15 protein-coding genes are annotated in these 16643 nt (G+C 59.6%); 9 read left to right on the forward strand and 6 right to left on the reverse strand.

What is annotated here, in order from left to right:
• The 8 genes from VG146_19555 (at nucleotide 1) to pyrF (ending at nucleotide 6866) form a co-directional block, all read left to right on the forward strand.
• Entirely contained in the window at nucleotides 1-543 is a 543-nt protein-coding gene (locus VG146_19555) for a DUF3341 domain-containing protein (GenBank protein HEV2394553.1), read from the forward strand.
• Complete coding sequence (locus VG146_19560; protein HEV2394554.1) at nucleotides 543-1190, forward strand: cytochrome c; 648 nt, start codon at nucleotides 543-545, stop codon at nucleotides 1188-1190. Before VG146_19555 ends, VG146_19560 begins: the two co-directional genes overlap by 1 nt.
• 2 nt (nucleotides 1191-1192) lie before the next feature.
• Nucleotides 1193-2497, forward strand: a complete 1305-nt coding sequence (locus VG146_19565) for a hypothetical protein (GenBank protein ID HEV2394555.1) — start codon at nucleotides 1193-1195, stop codon at nucleotides 2495-2497.
• A complete protein-coding gene (locus tag VG146_19570) occupies nucleotides 2494-2871 on the forward strand; it encodes a hypothetical protein (GenBank protein HEV2394556.1) in 378 nt (125 codons plus the stop codon). Before VG146_19565 ends, VG146_19570 begins: the two co-directional genes overlap by 4 nt.
• Before the next feature lie 7 nt (nucleotides 2872-2878).
• Nucleotides 2879-4354 carry a cbb3-type cytochrome c oxidase subunit I gene (locus VG146_19575; GenBank protein ID HEV2394557.1) on the forward strand — a complete coding sequence of 492 codons (1476 nt, stop codon included), beginning with the start codon at nucleotides 2879-2881 and terminating at the stop codon, nucleotides 4352-4354.
• Nucleotides 4351-5277, forward strand: coding sequence for a cbb3-type cytochrome c oxidase subunit II (locus VG146_19580; GenBank protein HEV2394558.1), 927 nt, complete (start codon nucleotides 4351-4353; stop codon nucleotides 5275-5277). Before VG146_19575 ends, VG146_19580 begins: the two co-directional genes overlap by 4 nt.
• Complete coding sequence (locus VG146_19585) at nucleotides 5274-5870, forward strand: cytochrome c (protein HEV2394559.1); 597 nt, start codon at nucleotides 5274-5276, stop codon at nucleotides 5868-5870. The genes VG146_19580 and VG146_19585 overlap by 4 nt, the downstream gene beginning before the upstream one ends.
• A 276-nt stretch (nucleotides 5871-6146) precedes the next feature.
• Nucleotides 6147-6866 (forward strand): orotidine-5'-phosphate decarboxylase, encoded by a 720-nt coding sequence (gene pyrF / locus VG146_19590; protein ID HEV2394560.1) that lies wholly within the window; start codon nucleotides 6147-6149, stop codon nucleotides 6864-6866.
• On the opposite strand, the gene VG146_19595 is transcribed toward pyrF, so the two are convergent.
• Nucleotides 6863-7768 carry a diguanylate cyclase gene (locus tag VG146_19595; protein ID HEV2394561.1) on the reverse strand — a complete coding sequence of 302 codons (906 nt, stop codon included), beginning with the start codon at nucleotides 7766-7768 and terminating at the stop codon, nucleotides 6863-6865. The two genes, pyrF and VG146_19595, sit on opposite strands and share 4 nt — an antisense overlap.
• 149 nt (nucleotides 7769-7917) lie before the next feature.
• Between VG146_19595 and VG146_19600 the strand changes: the two genes are divergently transcribed.
• Nucleotides 7918-8391 (forward strand): hypothetical protein, encoded by a 474-nt coding sequence (locus VG146_19600; GenBank protein ID HEV2394562.1) that lies wholly within the window; start codon nucleotides 7918-7920, stop codon nucleotides 8389-8391.
• Nucleotides 8392-8625: 234 nt separating this feature from the next.
• Here the strand turns inward: VG146_19600 and VG146_19605 are convergent, their stop codons facing one another.
• The 5 genes from VG146_19605 to VG146_19625 form a co-directional block, all read right to left on the reverse strand.
• Nucleotides 8626-11001: a prepilin-type N-terminal cleavage/methylation domain-containing protein gene (locus VG146_19605; GenBank protein HEV2394563.1), complete on the reverse strand. Its 2376-nt coding sequence runs from the start codon at nucleotides 10999-11001 to the stop codon at nucleotides 8626-8628.
• A 157-nt stretch (nucleotides 11002-11158) separates the two neighbouring features.
• Nucleotides 11159-12349, reverse strand: a complete 1191-nt coding sequence (locus VG146_19610; GenBank protein ID HEV2394564.1) for an aldo/keto reductase — start codon at nucleotides 12347-12349, stop codon at nucleotides 11159-11161.
• Between the two features lie 21 nt (nucleotides 12350-12370).
• Nucleotides 12371-14101, reverse strand: coding sequence for a 4Fe-4S binding protein (locus tag VG146_19615; GenBank protein ID HEV2394565.1), 1731 nt, complete (start codon nucleotides 14099-14101; stop codon nucleotides 12371-12373).
• A gap of 40 nt (nucleotides 14102-14141) precedes the next feature.
• Nucleotides 14142-15119 carry a DUF362 domain-containing protein gene (locus tag VG146_19620; GenBank protein HEV2394566.1) on the reverse strand — a complete coding sequence of 326 codons (978 nt, stop codon included), beginning with the start codon at nucleotides 15117-15119 and terminating at the stop codon, nucleotides 14142-14144.
• Nucleotides 15116-16138 (reverse strand): DUF6599 family protein, encoded by a 1023-nt coding sequence (locus tag VG146_19625; GenBank protein HEV2394567.1) that lies wholly within the window; start codon nucleotides 16136-16138, stop codon nucleotides 15116-15118. The genes VG146_19620 and VG146_19625 overlap by 4 nt, the downstream gene beginning before the upstream one ends.
• Nucleotides 16139-16643: the final 505 nt, after the last annotated feature.

Here is a 16643-nt window from a genome sequence, read left to right on the forward strand (position 1 = left end):
ATGGCAGAGACCGCAAATAAAGCCTATGGCATGGTAGCCGAGTTCACCACGGCTGCATCGGTGTTGCATGCCGCCGAAAAGGTCCGCGATGCCGGGTTCCGGCGTTGGGATGTCTTCACTCCATTCCCCGTTCATGGGATGGATAAGGCCATGGGCTTGAAGAACTCGAAAGTGGGCTGGTTCGCATTCCTGGGGGGCGTGACCGGCTACACCTGCGGGATGCTGATGATCTGGTTCATGAACGCCTTGGATTATCCTATCGTCATCGGCGGCAAACCCATGTTCAGCCCATTCTCCGCTTTCCCGCCTTCGTACGAATTGACAATCCTTTTTGGCGCATTTGGCTCGTTGTTCGGCATGTTGTTTCTTAATCGCTTGCCCCGGCTCTATCATCCATTGCTCAAGAACAAACGCTTCTCCCTGGTCACCCACGACAGGTTCTTCGTTGTTATCGAGTGCGCTGATCCCAAATTTGACGAGGACGAAACCCGCAAGCTGCTCGAGCGCCTGGGCAGCTGGCATATCGAGGTGGTGGAAGAATAATGCGCTATTACCTGGCCATCATGGTCCTGTGCACCATCGCGGTGGTTGGCATCCTCGGCTTCCGCGGACAGCATTCCCGCAGGACGACCCTCTACATTTTCCCGGATATGGAGTGGCAGCTCAAACTGCGTCCTCAAACGCCAAACAGCTTCTTCCCAAACGGCCTGAGCTCGCAGCTTCCGGTGCCGGGCACCATCCCCCGTGGCGCTCCGATTCAAACCGCTTCCGAGCCGGTCTATCCTTATCAGGATTCGCCGGTCAACACCGGGTTCATGCCCGGCACGACCAATTTTGTTGAAACCAATCCGCTCCGCATCACCGCTCAATTGCTCCAGCGCGGCCAGCAACGCTTTACCATTAACTGTTCGCCTTGCCACGGGCAACTGGCCGACGGCAACGGCATTACCAAGAAAATCGGCGCGATGCTGGTGGTCGCCAATCTGCACGACAAACGGATTGTCGAGATGGCCGATGGCGAGCTGTTTTACGTCATTACTCATGGCCGCAATAACATGGGGGCTTATGGGCCCAACGTCACGGTCGAGGACCGTTGGGCGATCATCTCGTACCTCCGCGCTCTGCAACTCAGTCAGTTAGGGACGATTGACGATCTGCCCGAGCCTCTCCGGGCGGACCTAAAACGCTAATCATGAATCCTACACCCGCAAACCCAAACCAGGCCCTGGACCTCTCCCGGTGGCGCAATGTGCCGGCTATCCTGCTGGGTGTAGGCGCTATTCTGGGTGTTATCGGTTTGTTGGTTAACCGCGAAGAATTCGCCTTTTCCTGGCTGGTCGCTTTCATGTTTTTCCTGAGCCTCTGCCTGGGCGCCCTGTTCCTGGTGATGGCGCATCACCTCTTTGATGCCGGGTGGTCGGTGCCCATTCGACGCTTTTGTGAGCACATCGCCGCAATGATTTTCCCCTGGATGGCCATTCTTTTCATCCCGATCGCCATTTTTGCCAAGAGCTTCTATATGGCCGGTGTGAACCACGGCATTTATACCTGGTTGAGCATCAATCCCCACACCGACCACTCCGTGGCGGCCAAACAACCCCTCTTCAGCGAACCGATGTTTTACGTGATGGCGGCGGCCTGTTTTGCCATCTGGTGGCTGTTCTCTCATCGGCTTCGCTACTGGTCTTTGCAACAGGATGAGACCGGCGCCGCCCTGCCGACCTACCGCATGAGGGCCTATTCCGGGGCGGGCATCATTCTCTTCGCGCTGACGCTGACGATTGCGGCTATCCTGTGGGTCAAATCGCTCCAGTACCAGTGGTTCTCGACGATGTATGGAATCTATTATTTCGCCGGTAGCGTTTGGCTGACGCTGGCCACCGCCTATGTCATTACTATGGTTCTTGACCGCCAGGGTGTGCTCAGCAACGTGCTCCACGAGCATCAATATTATTTCCTCGGTTCATTGCTGTTCGCCTTCACCGTGTTCTACGCCTATATCGCCTTTGGCCAGTACTTCATTATCTGGAACGGCAACATGCCCGAGGAAACCTTTTGGTACGTGCTCCGCGAGAAAGGGACCTGGTGGTGGGTGAGCATGGTGATTATTTTCGGTCATTTCTTCATCCCGTTCCTGGCGCTGTTGCGCATCGATGTCAAAAACATCTTCCCCTATATGGCGCCGCTGTGCGCCTGGACCTGGCTGATGCATTGGGTCGATTTGTCCTTCAATATCATGCCCGTGCCGCACCCGAATGGGTTTCCCTTTCAATGGCTCTGGCTGAGCTTCGGTTGTTGGGCCTTTATGGCCGGATTGCTCTCGATGATTTTCCTGCGGCAATTCGCCGCCCATCCGCCCTATCCGCTCAAAGACCCGCGGTTGGTCGAAGCGATGGGCTTCTTCCATCCTGTGCCGACGCAGATTTCCGGCGGAGAGCTGGGTGAAACCGACGAGTTGCGCGATGCTCCGCCCCAATTTCGAGGAGGTTTCGAATGAGTTCTCAACCGGCTCCCGACCATTCCGTGGCGGCTCTGATCATTGGCGTTATAGGCTCCTTCCTGGTTCTGGCCGGACTGGCCTGGGCGATTCATCATTATACTCAGCCACCGCCTTTAACTGAAAACCGCGCCGAGGTCCGCGCTCGGGCTTTGGCCGAGTTGCGCGCTGCCGAGGCGGACGCTCTCGAACACCCCGGCTGGATTGACCCAACCAAGGGTGTCGTCCGGCTGCCCATTGCTGTAGCGATGAAAATGGTCGAGCAGGAGTGGGGACAAAACCCCGCAGCCGCGCGGTCCAACCTGATTTCACGTGTCGAAAAGGCCACCGCACTTCCTCCCAAAGCCCCGGAAAAACCCAGCCCATTCGAGTGACCGGTTCATGAGCGCTGCGCCTTCATCTCAGCCTGAACCGGCCAGCCCCAGCGCGCCGGTTCCGGCCCCTTTGCCAGACACTCTCGATGTCTCGGCCCGGGTGCCTTTGCTGGCCCTGTTCCTGAGCGCCGCCGGCTGGCTGCTCATCGGTTCCGTTTTTGCCCTGATTGCCTCGATCAAATTTCATGCGCCAGGTTTCCTGGCCGGTTCAGGGTGGCTGACTTACGGACGAATTTATCCCGTTTCAACGAACCTGTTTCTCTACGGGTTCTGTGTGCAGGCCGGGCTGGGAGTGGCTCTGTGGCTCTTGGGGCGTCTGGGCCAAACCACCCTGGCGCAGCTCTGGCTGGTAGGGGTGGGGGGCTTTTTGTGGAACCTGGGTGTTATCGCAGGCGTGTTGGGCGTGCTCGATCGCGCCAGCACCGGTTTCGAGCATCTCGAAATGCCCGGCTACGCGGCGATGATTATGTTTTTGGGCTATGTTCTGCTCGCCCTGTGCGGTGTGCTGACGTTTCATCAAAGAAAGCTCCGCGAGTTGTATGCCTCTCAATGGTTCCTCTTCACCGCCTTATTTTGGTTTCCGTGGATTTATTCAACGGCCAACCTGTTGCTGGTGACCTTTCCGGTGCGGGGCGTGGTGCAATCGATCCTCGATTGGTGGTACTCGCAAAACTTGCAGGTCGTTTGGCTGGGCCTGGTCGGCCTGGCAATCGTCTTTTATTTTATCCCCAAACTTTCTGATCGCGAGCTGCACAGCCGCTACCTGGCGGTATTAGTCTTTTGGATGCTGGTTCTCCTCGGGCCTTGGGGTGGGATTCCCAATAGCGCCCCGGTCCCCGCCTGGTTGCCGGTCGCCAGCACCATCAGCGCCGTGCTCTTGGTGACAGCCCTCATCGCCGTGGCGCTTAATGTATATCGTACCATTGGCTGCGTCGCTTTGGCTGCCCCCGGCAATCCTTCCTTGAGCTTTACCCTCTTCGCTGTCGCCGCCTTTATTATCGCGGGCCTCATGCGAGCGTTTGGCGGTTTGTTAGACAGCACACAGGAATTGCAGTTCACCTGGTTTGCCACAGCGCGCTCCCAGCTCCATGCCTGTGGCTTTTTTGCCATGGCCGTTTTTGGCGCGGTTTACTGGATTCTACCGCGCATTATCGGGCTTGAATTTCCCTGGCCTAAACTGGTGCGGGCCCATTTCTGGGTGGCTGCGGTCGGCATCACCCTTCTGGTGCTGCCCTTGGCCATCGGCGGCATTGTCCAGGCGCTTCAACTGCAAAAACCAAACATCCCATTTACGACGATTGCCAATACGGGATTGACGTTTTTGCGGGTGAGCACCATAGGGGATTTGTTACTCCTTTGCGGCCACCTCATTTTTCTTGGCAATTTGATTTCGTTAGCATTGAAGTTTTACAGCGTTCCTGCCCGGGCGGCCTATATGGCTGCGACGGCGGACTTGTTCAAAACAGTGGAGGCGAAATCGTGAACTACGGCCCGCTGCTTTTTCTTGGCGCTTTTTTCGCCCTGGCTGCTTCCTGGTTTGGCTTTGTGCTGACGCCCCAGATTCAACTGGGCCAACTCCAGCAAACCAATACCGTGCCGGCAGGCGTCATCTATCCCCTGGGGCGCCCCGGCTTTGCGCGCGAGGGCCTCGAGGTCTATCGCGCCAACGGCTGCGCCTATTGCCACAGCCAACAGGTCGGCCAGACCGGCACCACCTGCAACGTGGTTCTGGATCAGCCCGGAACAAATCCCCCCGCTCTGATTGAGGCTATCCTTAAAGTCGTTCCGCTCGAGTCGCAGTCCAGGGCCCGCGAACTGCTCACCGGTTTGCCCAAACCGGTCCTCGAAGGCCTCGGCAAAGAAGCTGCCGATGCTGCCGCAAAAACCCTGAGCGTGGATGGCGCCAAGGCCTCGGTCTGGATCGTCCCGGCGGGACCGGACATCGCGCGCGGATGGGCCAAGCGCAGAACCGTTGCTGAGGATTTTCTTTTCGATAGCCCCGTAATGCTCGGGGCCAGACGAATCGGCCCGGACCTGGCAAACGTGGGCGTCCGGCTGCCCGATGCCCGGTGGCATCTGCGCCATCTCTACGCCCCTCGCGCGGAGGTCAAAGGCTCGGTCATGCCGCCATACGGTTTTTTATTTGAAAGGCGGCGCATTGAGCGGGCCAGGTCGCCTGACGCGCTGGACTTGCCGCCGGTCGCGGCGCCTGAACCCGGCTACGAAATCGTGCCCACACGCGAGGCCCGCGCCTTGGCTGCCTACCTCGTGAGTTTGCAGGCCGACGCCCCGTTGTTTGTGGCGCCGCTTACTGTGCCAGCCCCGGTGACGCCCGAGGGCACCAATGCCGCTCCAGGTTCTGCTGCGGCGACCAATGCCCTCGCCACCAACAGCCCTGCCCGATGACCGACGCTAACCCATCCATCCCGTTGAATCCAGTTTCGGCGGAACCCAAGGCAGCGCGCCGGTCGGTCCCGGTTTGGCTGCTCATTCTGTTCTTTCTGCTGCTTTACTGGGCGATGGTTTATTTCGACCAGCGTAGCGGTTGGGGTGACCCGCACGTTTATATCCCGTACCATTCAGTGGACCAACTGGTGCAATACCAGCCTCCGGCCCCGGGCGCCAATGTGCTCGGCAAGCAGTTCTTCGATAATGTCTGCGCCCTGTGCCATAACACCGACGGTACGGGAAAACCAGGGCAGGCGCCCCCCTTGGTTGGCTCGGAGTTTGCCCTGGGCACCCCCAATCGAATGGTGCGCATCCCGCTAGTCGGCTTGAGCGGCCCTGTGCAGGTCAAAGGCCAGCAATGGAACCTCTCCATGCCGGCCATGGGCGCTGCCATGACCGATGAACAACTGGCCGCCGTCCTGACCTACATCCGCCAAAGCTGGGGCAATAAGGCCTCTGAAATAACACCCGCCCAGGTCAAAGCCATCCGCGCCCAGCTCGGGAATCGCGCCCAACCCTTCTCAGCAGCCGAGTTGAATGCGATTCAATAAGAAGTTTTTAAACAAAAGATAACGAAGGCAACGAAGGAGGGAACCGGGGCGAGATGCCGCTCACCCTGCCAAACCATGAGCCTGTTCATTCCGTTTGCTCCTAGCCGGAAACCTGCAGAAAGCAACAGGAGGAAAAGGAGAGAACAGAGATTTTTGAAGCAATGCTCTTTCAGGTTCCCAAGGCTGAACTGCACGAGAGACTTTTAACCGTTCCTCCCCTGCTTGGCGAGCAGTCTGGGCTTGTTGCGCCTCCTGGAATGCGGTTCAATCGCCTCTATGCGCAATCCTATCCTGGTTGCCCTGGATGTGCCTACCCCGGAAGCCGCCCTCGACTTGGCGACGCAGCTCGCGCCGGTGGTCGGCGGGTTCAAGATCGGCAGCCAATTGTTCACCACGGCCGGCCCGGATATTGTCCGCCAGCTTCGCGCCTTGGGCAGCGGCATCTTTCTGGATTTGAAATTCCACGATATCCCAAACACCGTCTCGAAGGCCGTGGCCGCAGCGACGCGGTTGGACGTGCAGATGCTGACCGTGCACGCCAGCGGCGGCTTCGAGATGATGCAGGCGGCGGAGGAATCCGCTCAGCGCGCGGCCTTGCTGTCCGGCCACAACGCGCCCCTGGTGTTGGGAGTCACAGTCCTGACCAGCATGGATGGCCAGGGGCTGGCTGAAATCGGCGGCGATAGCAATGTGGGCAAGCAGGTCGAGCGGCTGGCCAGGCTGGCTGTGCGGGCGGGCTTGCGCGGGCTGGTTTGCTCGCCCCTCGAGATTGTGGCCTTGCGCCAGATGTTGCCTGGTAACGTTCAGTTGGTGACCCCGGGCATCCGCGCCGGCAATGAGTCGGCCGATGACCAAAAGCGCACCCTCTCGCCTCAAGAAGCCCTGGCGGCCGGCGCTAACTGGCTGGTCATCGGACGCCCTATCTATGCTTCCCCCAACCCCGGCGCGGCGGTGGAGAGCATCCTCGAGTCGCTTCACGAGTCCCCAGTTGGCTAAGCCGCCGCCTTTTCCATATCCGCAAAGGTAACCCGGTTCTTGCCTTCGCTCTTGCTTTGGAAAAGACAACGGTCCGCCTCCGCCAATAACTGGTGTTTGTCTTTGGCATCGCCGGGAAAACACGCCAGACCGAACGAAGCCGTCAGCCGGGCATGGACCTCTTCTTTCTGCAGGAAAGCGGTTGTGGTGATTGCCTTCTTCATTCGCGCGACTTTGAGCAGGGCCTCCTCCTTGCCTTGTCGCGGCAAAATCACGATGAATTCATCGCCTCCATAGCGGACCAGGCGGTCGTCCGCGTCTAATACGCGGGCAACGGTTTGGGCAACCTCTTTAAGGGCCTTGCTGCCCAGCAAATGGCCGTGGGTATCGACCACCCGCTTGAAGTTGTCCAGGTCGAAGAACACCAGGCAAACCTCCACCGGTTTGGCCGAAGGAGCTTCCAGCAGCCGATCCAGGTAACGGTGTAGGTAGCGCGTATTGTTGAAACCCGAGACGTCGTCAGTCACCGCCAGTTTCATCACTCGATCATGTTCCCGCTTCAGTTCCAGCGACCAATGCCGCATGCGCAGCAGGTTGGCCACACGGGCCAGAAGCTCCCGCTCGTTGAGTGGCCGGATCAGCAGGTCGTCCACAACGCGGCCCAGGTGGCGCGAGGGCATGCTGGAACGGCGGCGCACCGTGAGCAAAAGGAACGGCAGAAAGACAGGGGCCTCGGCGCTCCGGCGCGCCTTGACTTTGGAGCGCAACTCTTTGAGAGAGGGGCCGTCAATCACCACCAAATCGAACTCGCCGCGCAACGGATGTTCCTGGTCCGGAAGCACTATCTGGTAAAAAAACGAAAGCCAGTCCTCGAGCCGGCGGCGGTCCCGTTTCCTTCGCAGTTGCAATAATACCCTCTCCATTAAAACGAACCTCTACGAGCGTTCTGAGCAAATCTGCCACACATTGGCCAACTCAGAAACCGAAAAGAAACCGTATTTTGTATTGCGCCCCGCTTCGCATGGGAGCGCATGGGGGAGCATTTGGGTCCAGAGACCGTCTAATGACTTGTATGAAAAAGCTGACTTCCTTGTTCATCGGAGCGGCGGCGGCGTTCGCCGCCTGCAGGGCGCTGGCCTTGAGCATAGAGCTGCCGGAGCCTTCGATTTATTGGCCCAAAGATTACGACACCAACAGGGCGGAGCAGGTGGTGTCGGTCCTGCGCTCCCCTCAATTCAAGTATTTGAACGGCCTCACCAGTTATTGGGAGCCAGAATTCTCGACTACGCTGGTCTATGCAGGAGACGCCAAGGCGTTGAGCGCGTTCATAGGGAAACTCAACCGGATCAAAGGCCTGACCGTGCAGCTCACTTTTTCAAAAGACCTTTCGCGCGAGACCGGCAGCGCGCTGCGAGCCGGCAGTTGGTGGGTGATTTACCGCCACACGGCGCCCAACACAATCGGCATCCGAGTCAACCTGGCGACGGACGCCTGGGGGGCGGATAAGCTTGAATTAACGTTGCCCAAGTGCATTCAAAGCGAGTGAGCGGTGTGGCTTGTCTGAGCATACTATTTCAAATTCGCAGCAGTCCCTGAGTGGTTGTGCTGCAACCGGAGGCGATATTCAGTTTTGGAGTAATGGATTGAAGCCGGCCTGGCGGAAGTGGTGGCCGGTGGTGCCGCGAGGAAAAACCTATTCCAGCGGAATCTACAAAATCACGGTGAAAAGTCTGTATCAGGCCGCGAGCACCAAGGCCCGAAGGAGGAATAGGGCCCCGTCTCAATGCGGCGGGGGCATCGAGCCGCTGATGTGAGCGGAGGTGCGGTCGCGCATCCAAAGCCAGTCCTGGGTGTCTTGCGGATTTGCCGTTCCCGCGCGCACTTGCTTTGGGCTCGGGCTGAGCCAGCGATGCGATTCGGAGTGGCCATCGGCGAAGGCAAAACCGCAGCCGCCGCTGTGATAGGTGCCGGGCGCATCGATCCACATACTCTCTTCCATACCGAAGGCAAAGGCGGCGTCATTGAGGCCGCGGGCATCTTCATCGACCAACACCCACAACATCGCCGGGCCGGGGGCGGCGATGGCGGAGAATTTGCCATAGGTGCGCCAGGGTGTGTCCCGGCGATGGGTGCGCTGATCATTGAGCCAGGGGCCGTTGACCGGCAGGGTCGGGGCCCCGACATGCGGCGTCCAGGCGCCGGTGGAAGCGCCGGCATCGAATCCCTGGCATATCGTTCCCACGGCCTGGCTCATGGAGAATGTGCGGGCGGCGCTTACGATGCGCCCCAGCAACGCGGGGTCCGAGCCTTGATAGTAGCCGGTGCGCCTGTCGCCTGGGCAATGAAAGACAGAGGTGTTGCCGTTCAAATAGGGCGCCAGCAGACTACGCTTTGGGTTTGACAACAGGTCCGGGTCGAATTGATCGCGTCCACCTTGCCCTGCCTGCCCGCCGCACCAATTATGACCGGTCACCGTATTGCCGTCGTCGGGATTGGGTGGAAACAGGTCCTTGTTATCGCCGACATAGACGGTCATGGCGGTCATGAGTTGGCGGCCATTATTGAGGCAATAGACGCCCTGCGCCTTTTGTTTGCCGCGCGATAGGGCAGGAAATAAGAGCGCCGCGAGAATGGAAATAATGGCAATCACGACCAGCAATTCAATCAGGGTAAAGGCGGCTGAGCTGGCATGAGCGGGGCGAAGAACAGGTTGAGCGCCGTTGCGGCTGCGGCTCCAGGCGCGCACGATGGCTGCTGGTATGCCAATGGCCAGTCCCAGGAGCACGCTGAGGATGCCTCCAGCGATCATCAAGATGAGGCGAATGTTGCCGTTCAGGCCTTTGGAGGGCGGGACTGCCCTGGCCGCGATTTGCAAAGCGGCTGGGCCATCGCCGGACTGTTCGCAGGAGACCTGCGCAATCGTATTGGCAAGGTTAGCGGTGCCAACGCGGTCGGTGTCATAAACGCTGATGGTGATTTCAGAGGAGTTGGTGATAGCGCGCACCATCGTCAACCGTTTGAGGACATTCATCGCGTCAATGGCGGTGAGTCTGCGTCCGCCGGTGAATTTGCCGCCCCATTTGCGCGGCAGGTCCAGGTTGGTGACCACCAGGCCCGCCACCGCATCGGATTTGATCAGGGCCATTTGTTGTTCGAGCGAGCCGCTGGACTGGGCTTTGAGCCGCACGGTGCTCATGTACCATCCAGGGGCATTGATCTGCGATACGAAGATGGCGCTGGCGACGAAACCCAGCAGGAATACAACCGCCGCGACGTAGCCGAAGGTTTTCCAGGGCGCCGAGTCGGTCCGCAGGTTGAGCATGATTCTATCGAAGGCGGGTGTCTCCGGCGCAGCGGGTCTCCTGGCGTAATATGGCGCGAGTGGTTTAGCGGGTTTCCTGAGCAGCAGCGCTAGAGCCACCGCGCCGGCCGGGGCCAGAACGAAACCGGACAAAACAAAAAGCAAGCGGGCATGCCCTGCCAGGGCATCGAGGCTGCGGTTTTGTGCTTCGACGTGGGTTTTGCAGGGGATTCCGTTGCGCGCCAGCAGGGCCAGGGTGTCATCGTCTGCCGGGGCATCAAAGCGCATGTGGTTGCGCCCGGGCAAGGTAATCCAGAGGGTTTTGACACCATTCTTGCGCTGGTACACCTCGAATTTTGCGCCTTTGCTTTCATTGATGATCCGTAGGACGGTGGTCGTTGGAATCTGTTGGACTCTCCAGGGAGTCTCCGCATAGAAGCCATAGGCACACAGACAAAAGATGATTGCCGGTACGACTGTGCCGGCGGCGACCCAGGCCACGAGGCGTTTCGGAGTCGCGTTTCGAGTGTCGGCTTCACGGAGCGGCAGATCGCGCCACCATTGCCAATGCCACCGCAACAGGGCAACGATAAGGACAAGGTAAGTCAAAACCATCCACAAACTGGCGGCCTGCCAAAAAGCCGGGTGGCGTTCGGGAGAAGGCCCTGCGACAATCAGGAGCCAGACCGGGAGAAGAACCCCCAAAAAACCAATGGCCAGCGCAGCCCAGAATTGAAGGAGATGGTGTGCCTGAGCATCAGACTGCCGGCCAGCCCGGCCCATAGCAACCCCCAGCCCTGCACCCAGGAGCGAGAGCAAACCCAAAGCCAGAAAGGCCACTGTAGCTTGTGTCATAGACCCGGACCATTCTATCCAGACAGCTAACCGCCCTTGCAACCGGCCATTGTGTTTAGCACGCTGGGGCAAAGAGTCAAGAGAATTATGAAGGCGAGAAATTATGAAATTATGAAGGCGATTGGTTTTGTTCTAATGCACCGATTTCTAGCCCTTTCTATCCCAGCAACGCGCTGGCCTCGCGCATTAATCGGGCGATGGGGAGCCGCTGGGGGCACACCGCCTCGGCGGCGGTATAATCCACGTTGCCAGCCGGGCGCGCCAGGCCTGCAAAGGTTTCTTGCGCCAGGCCGGGGTCTCCATAAATCCGGTGGTACATCAAGCAACGTAGCGCGTCGCCAATCGGGGCGCGGCCAGCGGCCGGTTCACAGAGGTGTGTGCACCCGGCGCAGAACTGGGAATGAGTTTCCAAGGCGTAACGGTGTAACGCCGCGCGGTCGGCAGCCGTCAGTTTTGTTTTGTCATGAGCGGCGGCGACGTTGGATTCGAGGACAGTGACGCTGGACATCTGTGAGCAAATGGCGGCGATTTGGGAATTATCCCATACCGCTTTCAGCTTGGCTTGCTTATCGGTGAAGCCGCGTTTGATGAAATGTCCGCCCAATTTGAGGTCGGCAGCGGTCTCGGCGCGCAGGGGGCCGCCGCCCTGGGTTTTCATAGCGGTCAAGCCGATGCCCGCGTTGGCGCAGGCCTCGGTGGCGGCGCGCATGTTGTTGGTGCTCATCAGGCGGAAGTCGTACTTGAGCATGATGCCGTCAATCCAGCCGAGCTTGGCCGCAGCCTGCAAGCTGTTCTCCATGTTCCCGTGGGTGCTGAAGCCGAAGAAGCGGATTTTGTTCGAGGCCTTGGCTTTCTCGGCCCAGGCCTTTACGTCCGGGGTCAGGTCCTCGCCGCGCCCAATGCCGTGGAGGAAATAAAGGTCGATGTAATCCGTCTTCATGCGCCGCAGAGATTCCTCGAGCATCTCGCTCAGGCGCGCCGGGTCGTGAGTGCCGGCCTTGGAGACCAGAAAGATTCCTTTGCGCACCTCGGGGTGTTTCTCAAAATACATCCCGATGCCTTTCTCACTGTTGCCGTTGGTGTAACCGTTGGCGGTGTCCCAATAGGTGACGCCGAAGTCCAGCGCCCGTTGCAAGACGAGTTGGTTGGCCACGATGTCAAAGATGCCGCCCAGCGCGAGCATCGGGACCTTGACGCCCGTTTTACCGAAGGCTCGCGCGGGCAAGGTAGCAGGCGCGGGCTCTGCCGCCACTTGCGCCAGAACTTGGCCCGTGCTCAGCACGGACCCGACTCCGGCGGCGCTTGCGATTTTTATGAAGTCACGACGTGTTACGTTTTTGGTTTCCATAATGTGTTCTTGTTTGAGTGTTCAGGCCCTCGCGGTGAGCGAGTGCCGCTGGTTTCTGGATTCATTCTCGGCCGTAACGCGGATGGCGCGCCAGCCGCTCACGGGACATTCGTGTTCGCAAATGCCGCACCCGATGCAGCGCTCCGGCTCAATGACCGGCTGTTGGAGCCGCACTTCGATTAGAATCGCGGCCCCGCTTTGCGGCGGGTCCGCCCAGGGAGCGGCCGGTGTCACGCTGAGCGAATTAGCGCAATTTTCTGCAATTAATTTGCGTTCACCAAGAGGCGCGCCGGCGAGGCGAACAAAATAATCGCCTGTGGCCAATTTACCGGTGTGCGAGAAGTCTTTCTCAAAGCTTAGGCTGGTGCGGGTAGCTGAACTGACCGCCAGGGCGCCGTCGCGGATTACACGAAACTCTTCACGCAAATAAATCGCCTTGGGGCTGACGGGGCAGTTTTCCTGGCAGACAATGCAGGGCACATCCATGGCCCAGGGCAGGCAGCGGCCACGGTCCACAAAGGCGGTGCCGAGGCGCACCGGGCCGGTGGGGGCGAACGTTCCCCGCCCGAGTTTTTCGTCCAGGCTCAGAGGGCGGAGCGCGGAGGTGGGGCAGACATTGCCGCACGCAATGCAGTTGAGCTGGCAACCGCTGGTCCCGGTCCGAAAATTCAGGCGGGGAGTCCATACGCCGGCAATGCCGACTTCGAGGAGCGCCGGTTGCAGGACATTCGTCGGGCAAATCCGGATGCATTGACCGCACTTGATGCAGCGCTGCAGAAACTCCTCTTCGACCAGCGCGCCTGGAGGGCGGACGAGGCGCGGGTTCCAATTCTGGCCTAAGAATCCGCCCAGCCTGAGCGCGGGAGCGGCGGCCAGGCCAGAGATGGCCGACACCATAAACCCGCGCCGGGTCAGCGCTGGCAATTCCACCTCGCCGCCGGCGGAGCGGTTGGGTCCGTAATTCATTTGCGCCTGGCGGCAGGCGCGGAGGCAATTCATGCAGAGAAGGCATTCATTGAGACGGATTCTTTCAAACGGGTCACAGGCCCCTTCGCAATGAGTTTCGCACATCTCGCACTCGCTGCACCGGCTGTCGCGTTTGCCGATACGCCACGGGGTCCAGCGCACCAACAGGCCAAACAGAGCGCCCAATGGGCAGAGAAAGCGGCAGTAGAATCGCGGGACCCAAAGGTTCAGCAGGACTGCAGCGAGGAAGGTGGCCGCAATCAACCAGGCGCCGTCGTAGGCTCGTGGCGAGGCGCCGGGGGCGCCAAAGAGCGCCAGCAGGAACAGGTTCACCGAACGGTGCATTAGAGGAATCGGGTCCAGCCAGCCGGTCAGCAGAATCCCGCATGTGGCCGCAAGCAGCACCACTACTAGAATGTAATACTTGAGCGCTTGCGCTGGCCGATATTGGTTTAGGGCGACCCGCTCGGAATGCCGTTTGGCCCGGCGCCCGAGCCAGCCAACCGCCTGGTGCAGCGCGCCGAATGGGCAAACCCAGCCGCAAAAGAACCGGCCAAGAATAATTGTCAGACCCACCGTCACCAGCGCCCACATTAATCCGGCGTAGAGTTTGCGGGTTGTCAGCAATGTTCCCAGTGCCACCAGGGGGTCGAGTTGCAGCAGCCAGTTGATTGGCCAGCCGCTCAGTTGCCACCAACGCTCGCCTAAAGTTGTCACCACGCAAAACCAGAGGAACAACACCAAAAAGAACACCTGAACGATGCGGCGAGTTCTGATGATGTTCATAGCACTCGCACGTGAAGGGCTTCGCTCGACATTGACGCGTTCATTTCGCAAAAGTTGATTCACCTACCCCGGGCCTGAGCGATTGGTAGTCCAGCGTCCCCAGCCCCGCGGCTGCTGCCTTCGTTAGAAACGGAAGGGTTGCGGGCGTTTTCCCCAGCAGCGTCGCGGCGGCGGCGTCGGCGGCTACCTGGTCGGTGCTGACGATCATTGTATTGGTTGCTTTGAGGTCTTCGAGCGAGCCGCCGGTCGGGCCGTTGGAAATCATCGTGTTCGTGCCATCGAGGATGACGAGGGTTGGCCGGACCAGCATCGCGAGCTCGAAAATGATCGAGTGAATGTCCTGGTGAAAAATGTTGCGCCGGCCGCCGAGCAGGCCGTACCAGTTCTTCATTGCCAGGGAAGCACCGCTGCGATGATGGTCCTTGACCGGCGCCAGGCCGATTAGCCGTGTAGCTCCACGCAGCGGCTCGAACAAAAATGGCCAGTCCTTAATCAAGCGCCCGCCAGCCAGGGTGACCGATTTAAAGGAGGAAGGCCCAGGCAGGGCCAATTTGGCGCCGGCAGCTTGGGAGGCTTTGCCAATGCCGGTCAGCATAAAACAGCTTGCCGGATCGTTAATGGGATTATCGGTAACAACGACCGAGGCGGCGCCTGCGGAAAGACACAACCGGGTGAGGGCTGCTACAAGATCGGGATGGCTCGTTGCGCAGAGTGAAGGCGGCGAGGCAAAGGCGGCATTCACTTTAAGCACCACGCGGTCGCCCGGTTTAATGAATTGCTCAATTCCACCCAGCGCCTTGAGGGCGTGTTCGAGGCTTTGCGCCCGGTCTGAGCCGGTCATCAGGCTCAGCTTTGGCCCGACCTCAGGCACTGAAAAATCCGGCAGCGACACAGACCCGCCCGCCGGCTGGCCGGAGGGTCCGCGCGGGTCGCGCAAGGCGACGCCACCAGCCCCAACGGCGGCCAGGGCAAGGCCGGCTTTGGCTGCGCGCGCGACAAAATCACGACGGTCCATCATTGTGCCTTCGATGCCGACCGCAGTTTCTCTCGAAGTTGTATTGCCACCAATTCGGCGGGGCTGAGGGCAGTCGCCGCGTGAATGCCTCCAAGGAATCTGCCTTCGCTGAACACGAGTTCGGTCCCTCCCATAATCTCAATCCTCCGCTCCGAACGGTTGCTTGCCGCCAATTCTTTTCCGCCGTTCCCGAGCAGGAATGCGGCGTATGCGTCGCGCAAATGCTCGGCATCAGGGGCATTGGCGCAGGAGGCCAGGAACGCGGTCTGTTCAGTTCCGTCCGCGCGAAAGCGAGCTGTGAAGACATCTCGGAGACCCTCGAATCCAAACGCATCGGCGATTTGCAGCGTTTGGCTGGAAGCGACCAGGTCCTGGGTGGGGAAAAGGTCCAATTCTTCGATGCGCGTTCGGGTCGCTGGGTTGGACGCTACAAAGCGCGAAGCGGTCTCGGCCAGCGCTTTGAGCAGCGGCTCGTTGGGCGCCGAGGCGATGACCTCGACGTAATTGGTTCCGCAAACAAAGTAGAGCGCGTTTTGGGTGCGATAGGAGTACTCGGTGAGCTCGAGCGGCTTGCCTTCGGCGCGGCGCTGGAGCGAGAAAACCGAGAAAGCCGCAGGCAAATTGGTCATTTGATAGTCGAACCACTCGAACCATTGCTCCGGCGCCTGTTTCAATGCAAAGCGCGCGCAATGCAACTGGGAAAAGCCCGCCGCCAAGTACAGCTCGGCCTTGCCGTCAATCTTGTCATAAAGGTTGTCGGAGTTAAAAGATTCGGGCTGCCCAAGGGCCTGCAGTTGGGGCGGAATGGCGTCGGGCGCTGGAGGCGGGCTTGCGCCCTGGAACTGGAGCCCGGCGTCGCGTGCGACCAACACCGCAGGATTGAAAGACATCTGCCGAAGCAACACGCCCGCGCCGATGATCGCCAGTATCCCGAGTATAATGAAACTTGCGGCTTGCTCGGCCCGGCCACGCGAACGACCGGACGGCGGCGGAACGCCGTTGGCAGGGCCTTGCGCAGTCATTCTGCAAGGCTGCCTGAGGCTCGCGGGAGCGGACTCACCTTGTTTTGCCAATTGCTTACCAAGAATTGCAGTGTTATGGCCTTGGGAAACTTTCAACGGGCCGACATATCAGACGCCGGGTTAGCCTTGGGTCGCCCGACTGCATGGGCCATGGGCTGTTCGTCGCCAAGCCAACCCCCACATTAAAAGCATAGAGCGTATTGTAAGGGTCGCCAAAGCCCACGTAAAGCAGGCCATTAGCCGTAAAACAAGGGGGAGTTGCAAAGACGTTCATGCCGTCTGCAAAATCCTCGCGCACCAGCTTCTTGAATTCCTTCCAATTGTTGGGCCTGCGCTTTGAGAAACGGCGTGGTGGTCTGAAAATCCGTAACTGCTCAGGTCGATTTTGCGCCTTGAGGCAGGAAAGGGCGGCCATCAAGAGCGAGGCGGAGGTATTCGAGGACGGGCAGGCCGTGTTTGCGGAGAGTTGAGATGTAGCTGCGGATGCGGGCGTGGCGACGAGCGC

The sequence above is a fragment of the Verrucomicrobiia bacterium genome (assembly GCA_035946615.1).
GTDB lineage: Bacteria > Verrucomicrobiota > Verrucomicrobiia > Limisphaerales > UBA8199 > DASYZB01.